This is a genomic window from Rhizobium sp. P1_E1, from assembly GCF_056406015.1.
Genome location: NZ_JBFUAY010000065.1, coordinates 1 through 17,752 on the forward strand (window position 1 = coordinate 1; position 17,752 = coordinate 17,752).

Consider the following 17,752-nt stretch of genomic DNA (forward strand, 5'->3'; position numbering starts at 1 on the left):
AGGCGAAGCTGTCGAAATTATGGGTCGTCGGCAGCATCGAAATGCGCTGCGAGGGCGTTTCGGCAAGCGCCAGGTTCGGCTGCACGAAAAGCTTGGTCACCGGCGCATCGCCCTGCCCGATCCGCGCATTCGGCCCGATGCGGCCCGTTTTCGTCAGATCGGTGATCTCGTCCCAAAGCGTGATCCGCTCGATCTCGATCGGCTGCACGGCGCGCCAGTACCAGACGATGTCGAGGTTGTGGAAGCACTGGTCGTAGATGTCGTAGGTCATCGGCTCCAGCGCCGCCTTGTGCTGGGCGGTCATGAAGTCCTGATTGTCGAATTCGATATCCATGCCCAGATCGCGCTCGGCACCGAGCCGGAGTTCTTCCAGCAGCGAAATCGCCGTGCCGAGGATGCGCAGCTTGATCCGGCCCTCTGTATGGAGGGCGGGTGTCGGAAAGCTCTTCGGCGTCGGCATTTTTCTCATGGCTGCATTTCCTCGATCCGCCGCGGTGCGACTTGTGTCACGCCGAGCCCGTTGAAGGCGTCAAACGATCGCTCGATTGCCGCGGGCTCGATGCCGTCGACGATGAAGACGATGCGGGACCGCCGGTCCCCGCCGGACCAGGATTGCATATGAACGGGCGTGTGGACCAGATGCTGCACCCCGTGGATCGCCACGGGAAAGTCCTCGCCCTCGATGTTGAGAATCCCCTTGACCCGAAGGATACGGTCGCCGTGCCGGTTGAGCAGCATGGTCAGCCAGATGCCGAAGGCTGTCCAGTCGATCGTGCCTTCGCTCACCAGCACGAAGGACCGGATGCGGCCGGAATGTTCGCCTGCAAGAACAGGCCCGGGATCGTCGCAATAGAAGCCGCCTGGCGATTGCATCGCCTCGGCGCGGCAGGTTGTGGTATCTTCCAGCAGACTGATGACATCATCCGACGCCAGGACGATCGGCGCATCAGGATTGATCTGCCGGATCATCGCTGTGATCCGCGCGACTTGGCCGGCTTCAGCGATATCGGCCTTGGTCAGCACCAGAAGGTCGGCCACCGCCACCTGCCGCATCGGCTCGCGGTAGGCGGCAAGCTGCGTCCCGGCATTGACGGTATCGACGGTGGCAATCACGCCCGAGGATCGGAAATGATGCCGCAGAACCGGATCAGCCTTCAACGTCGAAAGAACGGGGAAAGGATCGGCAAGCCCGGTGCTCTCGATGATGATCCGGTCGAAGGGCGGGACGATGCCGCGCTCGCGCTTCGAATGCAGGTCGCGGATCGCATCGACCAATTCGCCCCGCACCGTGCAGCAAAGGCAACCGGATTGCAGCAACACCATGTTCTCGTCGATGCGCTCGAGCAGGTGATGGTCGAGGCCGACCTCGCCGAATTCGTTGATCAGCACCGCGGCGTTGCAGAGCGCCGGGTCGGCCAGCAACCGGCGTAGCAGCGTCGTCTTGCCGGATCCGAGAAAACCGGTCAGCAACGTGACGGGCGTGAAGGCCGGAAACGCATCAGCCATGGCGGTTCGCCTCCAGCCGGTCGAGAAGCGTCTCGGCCAGCGGATCGAGCGGCCGGCCCGCAAGCCGCTCGGCCGCCGGCCACAGGTGTCCGAGATCTTCGATGATCTCGGTCTTTCCGGTGCGGGTCGACAGCAGGAAGGAGGATCCCTGCCAGTCGGACATGGAGAGACCAAAGGCGTCGAGGACGCGGTTGGCAATCGCAACACGGCGGGCGCGCTCGCGCCGGCGGTCGATCCGCTCGGCGGTGCGGGTATAGACCCCGGGTCGCGCGACCGCGTCGGCCCAGTGCTCGTTACCACCCAGAATACCGCAGAGCGAACACATCGCCTTTACCTCTTACTTCTTGCGGGGGAACCGTTTGGCGAAGTCGTCGGCGATCTCGTTCATCGTCACGAACTTGACGCCGGGATGCTTGATCATGTGGGCGTAGAGACGCTCCAGCATCATCAGAACCTGCGGCCGGCCGGCGACATCAGGGTGAATCGTGATCGGGAAGACGGCGTAGTCCATTTCGCGATAGACCCAGTCGAACTGGTCGCGCCACATCTGCTCTATGTCGTGCGGGTTGACGAAGCCGTGGCTGTTTGGCGCCTTCTTGATAAACATCATCGGCGGCAGGTCGTCGAGATACCAAGACGCCGGGATCTCGATGAGATCGGTCTCGTGACCACGCTTCAGCGGCACCATCCACTCCGACGGCTTCTTCGAATAGTCGATCTTGGTCCAGCTGTCGCCCACGCGGACATAGTAAGGCGTGAAGTCGTTGTGCATGAGCGAATGGTCGTATTTGATGCCACGCTCGAGCAGGAGTTCGTTGGTGACGTTGGAGAATTCCCACCAGGGTGCCACATAGCCGGTCGGCCGCTTGCCGGAAAGCTTGGCGACGAGCTCGATGCACTTGTCGAGCACCTCCGTCTCCTGCTCGCGCGTCATGGCGATCGGGTTTTCATGGGTGTAGCCATGGATGCCGATCTCGTGACCGGCATCGGCGACGGCCTGCATCTGCTCCGGAAACGTCTCGATCGAGTGGCCGGGGATGAACCAGGTGGTCTTGATGCCGAAGCGCTCGAAAAGCTTCAACAGCCGTGGGCTGCCGACTTCGCCGGAAAACAGGCCCCGCGAGATATCGTCCGGGGAATCCTCGCCGCCATACGAGCCGAGCCAGCCGGCAACGGCGTCCACGTCGATGCCGAAGCTGCAGAAGATTTCTTTTGCCATTGCGAGGTCTCCTTGTGATGTTCTCGTTGGTCCGGCTTTGATCGGCCGGCTTTTCAGTGGGCGGGAATGACGGTGGCGTTTTCCGGCTTGAAGGCGAGCGCAACCAGCGCATCGACGGCAAAAGCGCCGGGCGGATACTTGTCGACATGGGCTTCGAGCGCCAGCATGCGTCCGTCCGGCAGGGCGACCGAAAGATGCGAGATATGCCCGACGACGTCGAAGCGGCGGATCCTGGCGTCGATGACATTGCCGCTGCAGGCCTCAGCGATCGCATCGCGGCCGCCCTTGTCGAGCGCATGCACCTCGACTGCCTCGGCAGGGATCACGACGCTCACCGCGTCTCCGTTCGCGACCGCGCCATTGGCATCGCCGGCGAGAAGGCCAAGCGGCGTGTCGACCACGACATGTCCCTTTTCGTGGCCCTTGACTGCACCCTTGAAGATCGTATTGCGGCCGATGAACTGCGCGACAAAAGGCGTGTTTGGCCGCGTATAAAGCTGATGCGGCGGGCTGATCTGTTCGATCCGGCCTTGGTTCATCACGACGATCCGGTCGGAAAGCGCCAGCGCCTCGGACTGGGCGTGCGTCACGAAAACGAACGTCACGCCAAGCTCGCGTTGCAACAGTTTCAATTCGCTCTGGATCGTCTTGCGCAGGTTGGCGTCCAAAGCGCCGAGCGGTTCGTCGAGCAGCAGAATATCAGGCTCGACCACGAGACCGCGCGCAAGCGCGATGCGCTGTCGCTGGCCGCCGGAAAGCTTGTCGCAGCGCTTGTCGGCGACGTCCTCGAGACCCAGCTTTTCGAGAATGCGATCGACCTTTGCATTGCGCTGGACCTTCTCCATGCGCTTCACGTCGAGGCCGTAGCCGATATTGTTGCGCACAGTCATGTGCGGGAAGAGCGCATAATTCTGGAAGATCATCGAGGTCGGCCGCTGCGCCGGGCCGATATCGTTGATCCGCTCGCCCCTGACCATCAGATTGCCGGACGAGATACTTTCGAATCCGGCGATCATCCGCAGCGTCGTCGTTTTGCCGCAGCCGGACGGGCCGAGGAACGCGATGAACTCGCCCTTGTCGACGGCAAGGTTGAAATCGATCACGGCCGGCGTTCCGTTATCGTAGACCTTTCCGATCTGGTAGAGTTCGAGGTCATGTATCATGTCGGTCGTTCCGTTGCGGGTTAAAGGACAGGCGACCGCAGCCGCCTGCCAGGTGGCCCCTTCTCCGCATCGCAGATGGGATGAAGGGGCGCTGGGAGTAACGCATCAGGCGTTGAGGAACTCGTCCCACTTCTGGATGAGGTGGTCGTATTCATCCGGCCACTGGTGCCAGTAGGCGACGTTTGCCGCGCGGGTCTCGAGCGAACCGCCGTCGCGAAGATCGCCCTCCTTGATGCCGCGCTCTGGCGCGCCGACCCACGGCTTGCCTTCGTACCAGAAGGCATATTTTTCCGGCGCCATCTTCTCCTTGATGTTGGTGGTCGGCGAATAGTAACCCTGCTCGGAAACCGTGATGCCCGGTTCGCCCGACAGCCAATAGTCCGCATAGGCGACGACGGCTTCCTTGTTCGGCGTGCCCTTCAGCATGGTGTTGCCGATGGACCAGGCGCGATAGCCTTCCTTCGGAATGGCGTATTTGCAAGGCTTTCCCTGCGCCTTGACGGCCATAACCGCCGGCTGCCAGGCGTCGCAGACGACGATTTCGCCGGATGCCAGGAAGTTGACGAGTTCGCCGAAATCGCCCCAGAGCGCCCGGAACTGGCCTTCCTTCTTTTTCGAGATCAGGAACTTCGCGGCTTCGTCGATTTCCGCGGCGGTCGGATTGCCGGGGTTCTTGACATTGGAAAGGCCAAGCGTGTTCATCGCCATGACCGCCTGGCCGAAGGCCGTCAGCGGGTCGGTGTTGAGGCCGGACTTGCCCTTGTACTTGCTGTCGAAGATCGCCGTCCAGCTGTTGGCTTCCTCGTCGGAGAGCACGTCCGGATTATAGCCGACGGAGTCGAAGTTGAAGACCGAAGGCACCATCCAGAGCGCCGTCTGCGTCTCGTCCGTCCAGATCTGACCGACGATCTGCGCCTTGGGGTCGAACTTCGGATCAGGCTTGGTGAAGATCTCGCGGATATTCGACCAGCTCTTCAGGCCCGCGGTCTCGATCGGGTCGGCATTATCGGTCATGACGACGGAGGGAAGGCGCTCGCCGATCGTTTCCCAGACGTCATAATCCTTCGAACCGGAGAGGATCCGGGTCTGCGCGTCCGGGAAGGTTGCCGCCGTGCCGGACGTCGTGCCGACGCCGCTTGCCGTCTTGAAGTCGGCCAGGATGCGTTCCTGTACGGTGACCGAAAGGCCGATCGTGCGCAGTTGCTCGCCGGCGAGGCTGGCGGCCTGCGCATAAGCTGCCCGCGAAGAGAGGAAGTGTGTGCCGCCGCCGATGGCAAGCGCCATCGCGCCTGCGGATCGCTTCAGCAGTGAACGTCGATTCATGTCCATCGAAATTGTCATTGTCGTTCTCCGGTTTTTTGTTCCCCGGGATGGCCTTCATGACCACCCATCGTTCTCGTCCGGCATCGGCGTCAGGATGGGATCGGTCCCGACGCGCCAGCCGTCAGTATCGGCCCACGAGGAGCCCTCCATCCACGACCAGCGTCTGGCCGGTCATGTATCTTGCGCTGTTCGACGCCAGGAAGACGATCACGTCGGCGATGTCTTCCGGTTCGCCGAGCCGCCCCATCGGGATGAAGGCGCTTGCCGCTTCCGCGCCCTTCGGTCCGAGCGAGTTTTCTTCCGAAAGAAGCTGTGCGGTGCGGATGTAACCGGGCGCCATGCCGTTGACGCGGATGCCGTCGCGGGCAAGTTCGACTGCCAGCCCGCGCACGAGGCCGACGACACCGGCCTTGGCGGCGGAATAATGCACGTGCTCGTCCCAGCCGTAGGCGACTCCCATGATCGAGGAGAGCGCCACCACCGTGCCTGATTTGCGCGCCTTCATGCCGGGTGCGGCTGCACGGACCACGCGGAAGATGCCCTTGAGGTCGATGTCGAAGGTCAGCTCCCACCTGTCGTCATCGAGCACATCGAGGGGTGCCTTGTGGGCGATGCCGGCATTGGCGATGATCACGTCGAGGCGGCCGTGACGTTTCTCCACGTCGGCGACCAGGGCATCGACGGCGGACGTCGAGCGGACGTCGAGTGCGATGAATTCGGCCGAACCGCCCGCATCCTCAATCTCCGCCACGGCGGCGCGCCCTTCGACCTTGAGGACATCCGTGACGATCACGTGGTCGCCGAGCGCGGCAAATGCCTTGGCGGTCGCCTTGCCGATGCCGATGCCGGCGCCGGTGATCAGCACGATGCGGGGTATCGAGGAGATCGTGGTCATTCTGTTTTCCTGACTAGAGCATGACGTCGCCGGAGTTCGGGCCAAGCGTTTGGCCGACGAACAGGCTGGCGGCGGGCGATGCGAGAAACGAAACGGTGGCGGCAACCTCTTCCGGCTCGCCGAAGCGACCGAGCGGCAGTTCGGCGGCCTTGCGGACGCGCCACTCCTGCGAGAGCTCGCGCACCAGCGGCGTGTTGATCGGCCCTGGAGCGACGGCATTGACACGCACGCCGCGGTTCGAGACCTCGCGGGCGAGCGATTTCGTCATGCCGATGATCGCCGCCTTGGCACCGGCATAATGGACGAGTTCGATGCCGCCGATCTGGCCGAGCTGCGAGGCGACGTTGACGATGACACCATCCCCGGCAGCAAGCATCGATGGCAGAGCGAGCTTGGTCATGAGAAAGGTACCGCGCACATGGATCGCGAACATCCGGTCGAAATCCGCAACCTCAAGGTTTTCAAACAGCGCCTGATGGACGATGCCGGCACAGTTGACGAGCAACTGCGGGTGGCCGAAGGCCGAAACTGCGACCTCGTAGACCTTCGCCGTATCTGTCTCGGAAGAAACGTCCCCGGCAACCGCGACGGCCTTGCCGCCAGCCGCTGCGATCTCGTCGGCAACCGCCTGCGCCCGGTCGAGGTGGAGATCGTTGACGAGTATGGCATAGCCGTCCTGCGACAGCCGGATGGCGATGGCACGACCGATGCCGGAACCGGCGCCCGTCACGATGGCTGAAGGTACCGGCATCACGCCTCCTCCTGGATCGCGACGCGCTTGGCGCGCCTGATGGAAAGCACCATCAAGATGGCGTAGACGCCGAGCAGCGCGAAGGAGAAGATCGTCGTCAGCACCCCGAAAGCGAAGACGTTCGGATGCACCTCCACCGAGAAGGTCCCGTAGATGGCAAGCGGCAGCGTCAAGTCGCGGCCGGATGCAAACAGGGTGCGCGAGAATTCGTCATAAGACAGCGTGAAGGCAAAGAGCATGGCCGAGAGCACGCCCGGAAAGATCAGCGGGAACGTCACCTTGCGGAAGGTGCGTGCCGGCGACACGCCGAGCGACCACGACGCCTCCTCCACACTCTGGTCAAAGCGGTTGAGGATCGCCAGCATGACGAGAAAGGCGAAAGGATAGGTGTAGACAACGTGCAGCACGAAGGCCGTACTCCACCAATGCCGGTCGATGCCCAGCGCATTGGCGACGAGCGCCATGCCGAGGCCGACCAGAACGCCAGGAACCATCATGCCGAGAACGATCAGGTAGAAGACGACGCCCGAGCCATGGAACCGGCGACGGAAGGCCTGCGCCGAGGTGACGCCGAGCACGGTGGAGGCGATCATCGTCATTACCGAAAGCACCAGCGAGCGGACCAAGGCCTCGTTGATCGGCAGCGGCGCGATGCGCGATGGCGGCGTCAGGCCGAAGAGATGCTTGTACCAGTAGGTCGACCACTCGATGATCGGGAACTGCGGTCCGCCTTCCGGCCCTGTCTGGAAGGACAGAATGGCCAGCACCACCATTGGCGCGTAGAGGAAGATCAGGAAGACCGCCGTATAGATGCCGAGTGATAGCTTGATGCCGCCAGCCTGCATGTCAGAGCTCCTTCCTGAGGTCGACGACGCGCAAGAGTGCCGCGACGACGACGCCCATGAGCACGGTAAGCACGACGCCGACGACAGCGGCGAAGGCCCATTTCAGCGATCCGACCTGGGTGACGATGATATTGCCGAGAAGGTTCACCTTGCGGCCGGAGAGCGCGGCGGCAGTTGCGAATTCACCAAGCACCATGACGGAGACGAAAATCGCGCCGACCACCACGCCCGGCATGGTGAGCGGCAGGATGATGGTGCGGAAAATGCGCCAGAAGCCCGCGCCGAGATCCTGCGCTGCTTCGATGACGCTCTGGTCGATGCGGCCCATCATGAAGGCGATCGGCCCGACCATGAAGACGCAATAGATCTGCGTCATGCCGATGATAACCGAGAGTTCGGAGAAGAGCAGCACCTCGATCGGCTGGTTGATGATGCCGAGACCCTGCAGGATGAGATTGATCGCCCCCTCCTTGCCCAACATCGGTCGCCAGGCGAGCACGCGGATCAGGAAAGAGGTCCAGAAAGGGATGACGCAGAGGACGAGAAGCGCCGTCTGGATCGTCTTGTTCTTGACGAAGAGGCCGACGTAGAGGGCCGCCGGATAGCCGACGACCAGCGTCGAGGCGAGCACGATCAACCAGATCCTGACCGTCGTCCAAAGAGCGCTGAGATAGGTGTCCGTGGTGAAGAAGGTCACCCAGCTCTTGACGGTGAGATCAGGCGTGATCTTGAACGTCGTCTGCGTCCAGAAGGACACGTAGATCATCATCAGGATGGGTGTTACCAGAAAAAGCAACATCCAGATGACGCCCGGCGCCAACAGCCAGAGCGTCTTGCTGGATGCCTTCTTGACCGGTTCCACGGTGGTTTCGGTCTCGGCTGTTGTGGCACTTATCGACATCAATCAGTCTCCCGTCCCGCGCTATGCGGTAAGAGTATCAGGCGTAAACGAGGGCATCCCGGCGCTTCCAGACGAGCGTGTAGCGCGACTGCGGCGTACAGGCGGGCGGCATGCTCTGGCTCAGATGAGATTCCACTTCGAAGACGCGGCCGTCATCGAGCGAGAAAAAGGAGTTGATCGCGGCGCCCGAATATTCGTCGGCGACGAAGGTCGCCTCGAGCCTCACCTCGTCGTCGGCGGCGGGCACTTCGGCCGGGCGGATCGCAACACGGTCGTAGCGGATCGCGTAACCGGTGCGGTCGTCGCGGAACTGCATTTGGTCGCCGAGCGGGAAAGCACCATAGGGGCTGAGGAAGCTCTCCCCGGCGAGCCGGCCTTCGAAAAGATTGTAGCAGTTGAGGAAGCTCGCGACCGACAGCGATTTTGGCCGGTTATAGATCGTGTCGGCGTCTGCTGCCTGCGCGATCCGGCCGCTGTCGAGCACCAGCACCATGTCGCCCATGGCAAGCGCCTCGCTCTCGCTGCCGGTGACGTGCAGGAAGGTGACGCCGCAGCGCTCGCGGATCAACCTGAGCTCGCTGCGCATGCGGGCGCGAAGATTGGCGTCGAGCGCGCCAAGCGGCTCGTCGAGCAGCACCAGCGACGGCTCCGTCACCAGCGTGCGCGCCAACGCCACGCGCTGCCGCTGACCGCCGGAGATCTGCCCGACGCCGCGATCTTCCAGGCCCGAAAGGCCGACGAGCGCAATCATCTCCTTGACCCTGACCTGCACGATATCAGGATCGGTCACGGAGTTCTCGGCACGGTTTTCCAGCCCGAAAGCGATGTTCCTGGAGACCGACAGATGCGGAAAAAGGGCAAAATTCTGAAAGACGAAACCGATGTCGCGCCGGTGCGGCGGTACCGTCTCGATACGCTGACCCTTGAAGATCACCGTGCCGAGGTCCGGCTGCTCGAAACCGGCGATGACGCGCAGAAGCGTCGTCTTTCCAGATCCGCTCGGCCCCAGAAGCGAGACGTAGCTGTCGTTCGGCAGCGACAGGTCGATGCCGTCGAGCGCGTTCAGCGTACCATAAGCCTTGGTGACACCTGCGAGCTTGAGAACCGAAGACAAGAGCCTCTCCATTTTGCACCAGCACGGATCGCTCCTAGGCCGCCGCGCGCCTTGCGAAACGGCAGCCGAAACCGTTCGTGGGCGGCAAGGCACACGGCGGAAGATCGATCGGCAGTCTGACGTTTTTTGTCGTTCACCCTCGGAATGCTTCTACCGGCATCCCTGTGCAGAATTGATGACATAAATGATTTTTGTATTCAATAGGCTTTTTCATGAAACGGTCGACATTTTGTGCAGAGCAACACAGAGTCACAAAACCGCAGTATGGAAGCAGGGATTCCGGAAAAACGAGATACGGGCATTCCGGACGATTATGCGCAGCTTTTCGGCAATGCTTCGCCAGAAATCACGCATTTCTGCATCATCCGAGCTCTCTCCGCGAGCGCTATCCGCCCGTCTGACCATCTGCGGGGCAAAATGGCCTAGACGACGACCAAACGCCGCCTCAAGCGACGCTCAGCGAAATAATGCAATTTTGGTATGCAAAAGACATTTATTTTGACATAGTCCGGAACGGCAAAATACACTAAAGAGAATTCCGACTTTGTTGCCATCCGCGATTGGATGGAGGATGCCCCGCCCGATGATACGCAATCTCCCAGCACAGACGGCCCAGCGTCGGTACGAGATTGCCGAGCATATCCTGCGCGACAATATCGTCGGCGGACAGCTGCCGGTGGGTCTGGTCCTGCTCGAGGGGCCGATCGCCGATATCCTCCAAACGTCGCGCGCGCCGGTGCAGCGCGCCCTGCTTCGCCTGGAGGCCGATGGCCTTGTCCACCGTTTCCAGGGACGTGGCTTCCTGGTCGGACCTCAGGATGCAGGGCTCACACCAAACCGCACGGACATCAAGTCCTTCGGGCTGGTCATAGCCCAGCATGCCGACGAGGCGCTGCAGAGCCGGTCGTCCTGGGCGCGCATCTACAACACGGTCGAGCGCGACGTGGCCGGCTGCGTCGTCTTCGGCCAGTACCGCATCATCGAGATCGAACTCGCCAATCATTTCAAGGTCAGCCGCACGGTGGTGCGCGACGTCCTCAGCCGGTTGCAGGAACGCGGCCTCGTCCGGAAGAACCAGAGTTCCCACTGGATCGCCGGCCCGTTGACGGCCCAGACGATCAAGGATCACTTCACGCTTCGACGCATGCTGGAGCCCGCCGCGCTCAAGGCCGGCGCTGCCGCAGTCGACCGCGAACGCCTGACCGAGCTCTTCACTCGCCTGGCCGGCCTCGAAGCTTCGCAACCGGTCGACCACCTCGAAAAACTCGAGGAACTTCAGGAGCAGATGATCGACATTTGCGTGCTGACGACGACAAACGAGAAGACGCGGGAACTGATCCGCAACAACCTGTTGCCCGTCAACGCCGCCGAGCGGCTGCTGCGTCATCTCGGCCTGCCTGACGATCCGACCGCCATCACCGAGATGCGGCTGATCGTCGAGCTTTTGATGCGCGGCGCCGTCGATGCGGCCGCCGCGATGCTGGAGACCCATCTCGACGCCTCGATGAAACGCATGATCGCCCAGATGAAGATCGTTGCCATCATCCCCGGCCCGAGCGTGACGGCCGATTACCTGACGCACGTCGAGTGAGCGGCCGGCCATCGGCGTCACCTCACGACAGGCTTTGGCGGAGGCGGTCGAGCAGTGCTGCCCGATCGGCCCTCGCCTTCAGCGCTTCGTCCATCGTCACCTCGACGAAGCGCGCCGGCGTATGCGGCTGCAACTGGCCGATGAGGTCCATGTCGGCCGAGATCACCGTGCCGACCATGAAATAGCCGCCGCCGGAGACCGCGTCGCGATGGAGGATGATCGGCTCCGTCCCGCCCGGTACCTGGATCGAGCCGTAGGGATAGCAGCTGTCGACGATGTTCGACGGATCCGAACCGGCGCCGAAGGGCTGCTTGCGGTCGATAAATTCGAGCCTGCGCCCGCCGCGGAAGCGGTAGCCCATGCGGTCGGCCTCAGGCGCCACCTTCCACTCGTCGGCAAAGAAGCTCGCCTTGGCGGCATCCGTCAGCCGGTCCCAGTAGAGCCCCGGCAGCACGCGCAGCGCTGCCGGCGTTCCGGGCTTGCGCCGCAGCTCTTCGGCGACGCTTTCTCCTTCCTCGGCAAGGTCGGCCTTTCCGACGGGCAGTTCGTCGCCGGCTGCCAGCGCCCGCCCTTTGTAGCCGCCGAGCGCGCCGATCGGATAGGTGGAGCGGCTGCCGAGCGCTTCCGGCACGTCGATGCCGCCCGCGACCGCGATCAGGATACGCGCGCCGGATTTCAGGAAGTCGAAGCTCAGCACCTGGCCGGCCTTGACCTTGAAAGCGGTCCAGCCAGGCTGCCCCACGCCGTCGACCTTGGCCGGCATGTCGGCACCTGTGACGGCCACGAGCCTGTCCTCGGCGAATTCGAGCTTCGGCCCCATGAAGACCGCCTCGAGACCCGCCGCCCCTTCGTCGTTGCCGACGAGCAGATTGGCAGCACGCATGGCGTAGCGGTCCATGGCGCCGCCGATCGGGATGCCGAGGTGGAAATAGCCGGGACGGCCGAGATCCTGGACGCTCGTCGATAGTCCAGGGTGCAACACTTTAATGGCCATTGAGAATACCCTCCAGCGCGGCGTTGTAACCGTCAATGTCCTTGCTGAATTCGCGAAGATCGAAGCGGACCTGGCGGATCGGCGGGCTGAAGAGCCTCTTGTCGACCTCTTCGACCGCCGTGTCGTATCCGTCGCGATCGACGGGCTTGAACTTGACGATATYGCCAGGACGGAAGAACACCATGAAATCGCGCAGGTAACTCGTTTGCTGCGTCGGGTCGAAGATCGGCATCGGCGTGACGCCGAACATCTGGTAGCCGCCGGCGCCGCGCACCGAATAGATGCAGCCGAAGCAGCCGCCATGGCCGACTGTCAGTTTGGGCGTATCGGTGCGTGGTCTCAGATATTTCGGCACTTCGATCTGCCGCTGTCGATCGACCATCTGGTACATGAAGGGAAGCCCGGCCACGAAACCGACCATCGACACGAACCAGGGCGACCCCGCATGCGCGGCGACAAAATCCTCTACACCGCCGTAGCCGTTGACCCGCGCAGCATAATCGAGGTCGGTTCCGCCAGGTTCCTGATGCCGCTCGCGAAAGCGCATCAGCGTCTCGTGCGTCCATGGATCATTGTAGAAGACCGGGATCTCGATGATGCGGGTCTTCAGGACCGGCTCGGATTTTTCCGCCACGCCCTCGATTGCCCGCACCTCCCGCAGGATGTCGTCAGGCTTGATGAGATCGGGATTGAACTTCACCTGGAAGGAGGCGTTGGCCGGGCAGATCTCGGTGACGCCCCTGATCTGGCTTTCCCGAACCGCTGTCRCCATCGACAGGCTCTTGAAGAAGGCTTCCAGCGACATCTCGCTGCTGCATTCGACGAAGAGGTGTTCGTCACCTCCGAACGTATATCGCGCAGGCATCAGGCAACCTCCTGGGTCCGGCCGGCCAAAGCGGGAAAATCGTGCTCCAGCCATTGTTCGAGAAAGCGGGTATGGAAGGCGCCCGCGCCGACGCTTGCATCGCGGGCAAGCGCCAGATGCAGCGGCACCGTCGTCGGCACGCCTTCGATCGCGAGAGCCGTCAGCGCCGCGGCAAGCTTTTCGAGGCAGGCCTTGCGGGTTTCGGCGTGCACGATCAGCTTGCCGAGCAGGGAATCATAAAAGGGCGGGATCGTGTAGCCCTCGTAAAGCATCGTGTCGAACCGGATGCCCTCGCCTTCCGGAACAGACAGCGACGCGATCGTACCTGGCGACGGCTGGAAGGCTTTGAACGGATCCTCGGCATTGATGCGGCACTCAATCGCATGGCCGCTGGCCACGATATCTCGCTGGGCGACCGAAAGGGATGCACCGCCCGCGACCTTGAACATCTCCTGCACCAGGTCGAACCCGGTAATCATCTCGGTAACGGGATGCTCGACCTGGATGCGGGTGTTGACTTCGATGAAGTAGAAGTCGCCCGTATCGTCGTCGTAGAGATACTCGACCGTGCCGGCCCCGCGATAACCGACCTCGCGTGCAAGCGCCACGGCGCTCATGCAGAGTCGTTCGCGCACGGCGGCAGGCAGCAGGAAGGCGGGCGCCTCTTCCCACACCTTCTGGCGCCGCCGCTGCAGCGAGCATTCGCGTTCGAAGAAATGCACGAAATTCCGCCCGTCGCCGAAAACCTGCACCTCGACGTGTCGGGCGCGGCCGATGACCTTTTCCATATAAAGCCCGCCGTCGCCGAAGGCGGCCAGCGCCTCGGCCGTGGCCAGCGGAAACTGCTGCTCCAGCTCAGCGATGCTATCGACAATGCGGATACCACGTCCGCCGCCACCGGCCGCGGCCTTGATCATCACAGGAAAACCGATCTCGATCGCGAGCAAGCGGGCGTCATCGAGCCCTGTGACACGCCCTTCGCTGCCAGGCACCGTCGGTACGCCTGCGCGTTTTGCCACCTGCCGCGCCGCCACTTTGTCGCCGAGCGTGCGGATTGCATCGCCCGAGGGGCCGACAAAGATCATGCCGGCGTCACGAACCGCATCGGCAAAATCGCCGTTTTCGGACAGAAAGCCGTAGCCCGGATGCACGGCATCGACACCGGCCTCCTTGGCGGCAGCGATCACTGCCGCAATGTCGAGATAGGATTTCTTCGCCGCCGGCGGGCCGATGTTCACCGCCTCGTCGGCAAGCCGCACCGCCAGCATATCTGCGTCTGCTGCGCTGTACACCTGCACGGTGCGGATGCCGAGCGCCTTCGCCGCCTTGATGACGCGAACGGCGATCTCCCCGCGATTGGCGACGAGCACCGAGCCGATCGTCATGCTTCGACCTCCGCAATGACCTGCCCGGCCATGACAGGCTCTTCATTGTCGACGAGGAAGGTGATCGCCTTGCCGGTAACGCCGGCCGTAACTTCCTGGAATGTCTTCATCACCTCGATCACGCCGATCGTCTCGGCCTCGGAGACGTCATCACCATCCGTCTTGAACGGCGGAGCATCGGGAGCCGAAGCCCGATAGAAGGTGCCCGGCAGGGGCGAACGGATTTCAATCTTGCTCACTGGTCGATCTCCACAAATCTATTGGCCAAGGATCTGCGACACCGGCGCGATCCGAATTCCCGCACCGATCAGAAGCTCGCGCATGCTCAAAACGATATCGAGCGCGCCGAGCGTATCGGAATGAAAGCAGATGGATTCAAATTCGATGTCGATGTCGTTGCCTGAGACCGTGCGGACCTTGCCTTCCTGGCAGGCGCGCAGCACTTTCTGCGCCAGCACCATCGGGTCCGGACGGCCGGCATCGCGGGTAAAGACGATCGAACCGCTGTCGTCGTAGTCGCGGTCTGCGTAGAACTCGCGCACGACAGGCTGTCCGGCATCAAGTGCTGCCCGGTGCGTCGCCGAGCCGCCCATGCAGAAGACAAAAGCGTTGGGCGAGACTGTGCGCAGATACTGGACGAAGATCTGGGCGAAATCCGAATTGACCGCCATCTCCATGTAAAGCGCGCCATGCGGCTTCACATGCTGCACCGGCACGCTGTGACGGCGGGCGAACTCGCGCAGCGCCCCCACCTGGTAGATGATGTCGTTGACCAGCTCTTTGCTGTTGCCGAGAATCTTGCGGCGGCCGAAGCCCTGAAGGTCATTATAGCCAGGATGCGCGCCGACCCCGACCCCGTGAGCCGCGGCAAGTGCCACGGTCTCGTCGATGAGGTTCGGGTCGCCGGCGTGAAAGCCTGTGGCGATATTGGCCGAGCTGATGTGGGAGATGAGCAAGGCATCCTGCGTGTCGCCGATCCGCCAGCGACCGAAGGCCTCTCCCATATCGCAGTTGATATCGACGATATTTTTCAAACTGTCTTTCCGCGGTTGTCATCTGGCGAAGACGCTACGTGACAAAACAGGATTTGAAAAATTCAATTTTTGCGCCATCATTATCGAGAAAAGAGATACCTGCGCTCAAATCAAAGGCAAAAACTTTATGTTGATTTCCAATGATCTAGTTCGATTCCACCACCAATTCACAACGCGCGCGCATAAATCATATGCAGCCAATCGAATTTATTGACGCTGAGTTCAGATAATTCGATGGGACATACGGAACCATGAGCCTCAGTTTCCGACAACTCCGCTATTTCGTCGCAACTGCCGAGCAGGGGCAGATTTCCTATGCGGCTGCACAACTCTCGATCTCGCAATCGGCAGTGACGACCGCAATTAAGGAGCTGGAAAAATCAATCGGGGTCGCACTGTTTACCCGCATGCCGCAGGGCATGGAACTGACCGCCGCCGGTCGGCAATTTCTTTCCTACGCCTACGAGATCCTCGCCAAGGTCGATGAGGCAACGCATCTGAACTATGTCAGCAGCGACATCGAGGGCGATCTGACTGTCGCGGCGACCTACACGGTCATCGGCTACTTTCTGCCGCTCCACATCGAGCGCATGCGGCGGCTTTATCCGAAGCTCCGCATCCAGCTTTACGAGGTGAACCGTGAGTCGATCGAGGAAGGCCTGCTGGTCAATCGCTACGACATTTCGGTGCTGCTGACTTCGAATATCCTGAATAACGCACTTACCACGGAGACGCTTTTGCGTTCCGTCCGCAGGCTCTGGGTGTCCGCGCAGCATCCGCTGCTGAAGCGTGCGGACGTCGGCCTGCAGGATATCGCCGAGGAGCCCTACATCATGCTGACGGTGGACGAGGCGGCATATTCGTCATTGAAGTACTGGAGCACGACGCCTTACCAGCCGCGGGTGATTCTGCGCACCTCGTCGATCGAGGCGGTACGTTCCATGGTCGCCAACAACCTCGGCGTCGCGATCCTCTCCGATATGGTGCACCGCCCCTGGTCGCTGGAAGGCCGGCGGATCGAGACGATCAACATCACGGATCCGGTGCCACCGATGGATGTCGGCCTCGCCTGGCGCGCCAAAACCGACTTCACCCCGGCCATGCACGCCTTTCGCCGATATTTTCAGCAGGCGTTCGGCCTGCCGGGCACCAATGCATGAATTCGTCTTCGAAACTCGGCGTGCCAGGAATGGCTGCCGGCGCGCCCAGTTGATGATACAACGCGCTCCCGCGGCTATTCGTCGGCGCCTGGCAAGGAGGACGCCGGGAGGATTTGCCGCCAACGTGAAATGGAATGATTTTCGCGCCAAGTCTTGTGGTGCCGACGCTGCTGCCGCAGGCAAAGCCAACCACCGCTATACAGCCATCGTCGCGCCCCTTTGCGCGCCTCAGATCATTAAGATAGTCGATACCGAGCTCATCGATGATTATGTCGAGATTCTTCGCACGTCTGATGGTTCTCTCCGTCGCCCCTTTGTGGCCAGAGAGCGTCATCCCCTGACCAGGCGACATCGTGCGAGTCGGACGGATCTTCCTTGTTCCAGGCAACGCCAGCCTGATTTCTTACGCCTGTTTCACAGGCTATAAGCTGATATTATCGATATAAATCAGATTACGGCATGAATTGTGCATATCGATAATCAGTCTGTATGCTGATAGAGATTGCATAGATCAGTCTGCAGCCTAAGGCATCGAAAAGGCGAACTCCAAGGCGTGGCGTCGGCTTGATTAGCTTTCCTCAAGTCCCGTGTATCTATCGTTCGCAGAGGCTTGGACGACTGACGGTAGCAATCCAAGTATACGTCACTTTGAGATGGTACAAAGACCGCTTAAGGCTCCAAGCTAACACTTTTACCGCATTTTACTTCAGGTCAAGGACTCGGTTAAGGCGCCGCCTGGATCGCCGCGATCACAAGGCTTATTGCCCGAAAAGCAATCGAGGCGCCGGCCGCAGAAACGTCTGACGACCATCCTTCCAGCCCGTCACCGCCGGTGAAAGCCTGGCTACGGCGTCAGCGCGGGATACCCTATCAAACAGAACGAGCGGGGCGGGACCGCCGACTTCAAGCGAGTATTGTTTCACGGCAAAGCGACCTTTCTACACGCTCAATCCGGGGCTGGGGCTGAGAGACGGTAAACCTGTCCTGATCTACGGAACGCAAGGGC

General features: G+C 61.7%; 17 protein-coding genes and 1 pseudogene. 2 read left to right on the top strand and 16 right to left on the bottom strand.

Annotated elements, in window-relative coordinates; translation table 11 throughout:
• The 11 genes and pseudogenes from AC1D1Z_RS20755 to AC1D1Z_RS20805 form a co-directional block, all read right to left on the bottom strand.
• Positions 1 to 469: pseudogene (locus tag AC1D1Z_RS20755) on the bottom strand (signal peptide prediction); the annotation flags it as partial.
• On the bottom strand, positions 466 to 1,506 hold the full coding sequence (locus AC1D1Z_RS20760; protein WP_018245277.1) for a CobW family GTP-binding protein: 1,041 nt from the start codon (positions 1,504 to 1,506) through the stop codon (positions 466 to 468). The gene AC1D1Z_RS20760 and the pseudogene AC1D1Z_RS20755, both read right to left, overlap by 4 nt.
• Positions 1,499 to 1,831 carry a hypothetical protein gene (locus tag AC1D1Z_RS20765; RefSeq protein WP_018245278.1) on the bottom strand — a complete coding sequence of 111 codons (333 nt, stop codon included), beginning with the start codon at positions 1,829 to 1,831 and terminating at the stop codon, positions 1,499 to 1,501. The genes AC1D1Z_RS20760 and AC1D1Z_RS20765 overlap by 8 nt, the downstream gene beginning before the upstream one ends.
• A gap of 12 nt (positions 1,832 to 1,843) precedes the next feature.
• A complete protein-coding gene (locus tag AC1D1Z_RS20770) occupies positions 1,844 to 2,725 on the bottom strand; it encodes a polysaccharide deacetylase family protein (RefSeq protein WP_018245279.1) in 882 nt (293 codons plus the stop codon).
• A gap of 53 nt (positions 2,726 to 2,778) precedes the next feature.
• Positions 2,779 to 3,888, bottom strand: coding sequence for an ABC transporter ATP-binding protein (locus tag AC1D1Z_RS20775; RefSeq protein WP_018245280.1), 1,110 nt, complete (start codon positions 3,886 to 3,888; stop codon positions 2,779 to 2,781).
• 105 nt (positions 3,889 to 3,993) lie between these two features.
• Complete coding sequence (locus AC1D1Z_RS20780) at positions 3,994 to 5,229, bottom strand: ABC transporter substrate-binding protein (RefSeq protein ID WP_018245281.1); 1,236 nt, start codon at positions 5,227 to 5,229, stop codon at positions 3,994 to 3,996.
• Between the two features lie 103 nt (positions 5,230 to 5,332).
• A complete protein-coding gene (locus tag AC1D1Z_RS20785) occupies positions 5,333 to 6,106 on the bottom strand; it encodes an SDR family NAD(P)-dependent oxidoreductase (RefSeq protein WP_018245282.1) in 774 nt (257 codons plus the stop codon).
• 13 nt (positions 6,107 to 6,119) lie between these two features.
• Positions 6,120 to 6,857, bottom strand: a complete 738-nt coding sequence (locus AC1D1Z_RS20790) for an SDR family NAD(P)-dependent oxidoreductase (RefSeq protein WP_020493426.1) — start codon at positions 6,855 to 6,857, stop codon at positions 6,120 to 6,122.
• Entirely contained in the window at positions 6,857 to 7,702 is an 846-nt protein-coding gene (locus AC1D1Z_RS20795) for an ABC transporter permease (protein ID WP_018245284.1), read from the bottom strand. The genes AC1D1Z_RS20790 and AC1D1Z_RS20795 overlap by 1 nt, the downstream gene beginning before the upstream one ends.
• Position 7,703: 1 nt before the next feature.
• Positions 7,704 to 8,603 (bottom strand): ABC transporter permease, encoded by a 900-nt coding sequence (locus AC1D1Z_RS20800; protein ID WP_018245285.1) that lies wholly within the window; start codon positions 8,601 to 8,603, stop codon positions 7,704 to 7,706.
• A gap of 37 nt (positions 8,604 to 8,640) precedes the next feature.
• Positions 8,641 to 9,729: an ABC transporter ATP-binding protein gene (locus AC1D1Z_RS20805; RefSeq protein WP_018245286.1), complete on the bottom strand. Its 1,089-nt coding sequence runs from the start codon at positions 9,727 to 9,729 to the stop codon at positions 8,641 to 8,643.
• Between the two features lie 559 nt (positions 9,730 to 10,288).
• Here AC1D1Z_RS20805 and AC1D1Z_RS20810 point away from each other — a divergent pair.
• Positions 10,289 to 11,308, top strand: a complete 1,020-nt coding sequence (locus AC1D1Z_RS20810; RefSeq protein WP_018245288.1) for a GntR family transcriptional regulator — start codon at positions 10,289 to 10,291, stop codon at positions 11,306 to 11,308.
• Positions 11,309 to 11,330: 22 nt separating this feature from the next.
• On the opposite strand, the gene AC1D1Z_RS20815 is transcribed toward AC1D1Z_RS20810, so the two are convergent.
• The 5 genes from AC1D1Z_RS20815 to AC1D1Z_RS20835 are packed head-to-tail and all read right to left on the bottom strand — an operon-like array spanning position 11,331 to position 15,586.
• Positions 11,331 to 12,302 carry a 5-oxoprolinase subunit C family protein gene (locus tag AC1D1Z_RS20815; RefSeq protein WP_018245289.1) on the bottom strand — a complete coding sequence of 324 codons (972 nt, stop codon included), beginning with the start codon at positions 12,300 to 12,302 and terminating at the stop codon, positions 11,331 to 11,333.
• Positions 12,292 to 13,167 (bottom strand): 5-oxoprolinase subunit B family protein, encoded by an 876-nt coding sequence (locus tag AC1D1Z_RS20820; protein ID WP_477851631.1) that lies wholly within the window; start codon positions 13,165 to 13,167, stop codon positions 12,292 to 12,294. Before AC1D1Z_RS20820 ends, AC1D1Z_RS20815 begins: the two co-directional genes overlap by 11 nt.
• Positions 13,167 to 14,552, bottom strand: a complete 1,386-nt coding sequence (locus AC1D1Z_RS20825; RefSeq protein WP_018245291.1) for an acetyl-CoA carboxylase biotin carboxylase subunit — start codon at positions 14,550 to 14,552, stop codon at positions 13,167 to 13,169. Before AC1D1Z_RS20825 ends, AC1D1Z_RS20820 begins: the two co-directional genes overlap by 1 nt.
• Positions 14,549 to 14,791, bottom strand: a complete 243-nt coding sequence (locus AC1D1Z_RS20830) for an acetyl-CoA carboxylase (RefSeq protein ID WP_018245292.1) — start codon at positions 14,789 to 14,791, stop codon at positions 14,549 to 14,551. Before AC1D1Z_RS20830 ends, AC1D1Z_RS20825 begins: the two co-directional genes overlap by 4 nt.
• Before the next feature lie 18 nt (positions 14,792 to 14,809).
• Positions 14,810 to 15,586 carry a 5-oxoprolinase subunit PxpA gene (locus AC1D1Z_RS20835; RefSeq protein ID WP_018245293.1) on the bottom strand — a complete coding sequence of 259 codons (777 nt, stop codon included), beginning with the start codon at positions 15,584 to 15,586 and terminating at the stop codon, positions 14,810 to 14,812.
• A 251-nt stretch (positions 15,587 to 15,837) separates the two neighbouring features.
• Here AC1D1Z_RS20835 and AC1D1Z_RS20840 point away from each other — a divergent pair, with 251 nt between their 5' ends.
• Positions 15,838 to 16,746, top strand: coding sequence for a LysR family transcriptional regulator (locus AC1D1Z_RS20840; RefSeq protein WP_018245294.1), 909 nt, complete (start codon positions 15,838 to 15,840; stop codon positions 16,744 to 16,746).
• Positions 16,747 to 17,752: the final 1,006 nt, after the last annotated feature.

Coding starts and splice junctions, on each gene's coding strand:
- AC1D1Z_RS20760 (WP_018245277.1), bottom strand. CDS start 1,506: ATGGCTGATGCGTTTCCGGCCTTCACGCCCGTCACGTTGCTGACCGGT.
- AC1D1Z_RS20765 (WP_018245278.1), bottom strand. CDS start 1,831: ATGTGTTCGCTCTGCGGTATTCTGGGTGGTAACGAGCACTGGGCCGAC.
- AC1D1Z_RS20770 (WP_018245279.1), bottom strand. CDS start 2,725: ATGGCAAAAGAAATCTTCTGCAGCTTCGGCATCGACGTGGACGCCGTT.
- AC1D1Z_RS20775 (WP_018245280.1), bottom strand. CDS start 3,888: ATGATACATGACCTCGAACTCTACCAGATCGGAAAGGTCTACGATAAC.
- AC1D1Z_RS20780 (WP_018245281.1), bottom strand. CDS start 5,229: ATGACAATTTCGATGGACATGAATCGACGTTCACTGCTGAAGCGATCC.
- AC1D1Z_RS20785 (WP_018245282.1), bottom strand. CDS start 6,106: ATGACCACGATCTCCTCGATACCCCGCATCGTGCTGATCACCGGCGCC.
- AC1D1Z_RS20790 (WP_020493426.1), bottom strand. CDS start 6,857: ATGCCGGTACCTTCAGCCATCGTGACGGGCGCCGGTTCCGGCATCGGT.
- AC1D1Z_RS20795 (WP_018245284.1), bottom strand. CDS start 7,702: ATGCAGGCTGGCGGCATCAAGCTATCACTCGGCATCTATACGGCGGTC.
- AC1D1Z_RS20800 (WP_018245285.1), bottom strand. CDS start 8,603: ATGTCGATAAGTGCCACAACAGCCGAGACCGAAACCACCGTGGAACCG.
- AC1D1Z_RS20805 (WP_018245286.1), bottom strand. CDS start 9,729: ATGGAGAGGCTCTTGTCTTCGGTTCTCAAGCTCGCAGGTGTCACCAAG.
- AC1D1Z_RS20810 (WP_018245288.1), top strand. CDS start 10,289: ATGCCCCGCCCGATGATACGCAATCTCCCAGCACAGACGGCCCAGCGT.
- AC1D1Z_RS20815 (WP_018245289.1), bottom strand. CDS start 12,302: ATGGCCATTAAAGTGTTGCACCCTGGACTATCGACGAGCGTCCAGGAT.
- AC1D1Z_RS20825 (WP_018245291.1), bottom strand. CDS start 14,552: ATGACGATCGGCTCGGTGCTCGTCGCCAATCGCGGGGAGATCGCCGTT.
- AC1D1Z_RS20840 (WP_018245294.1), top strand. CDS start 15,838: ATGAGCCTCAGTTTCCGACAACTCCGCTATTTCGTCGCAACTGCCGAG.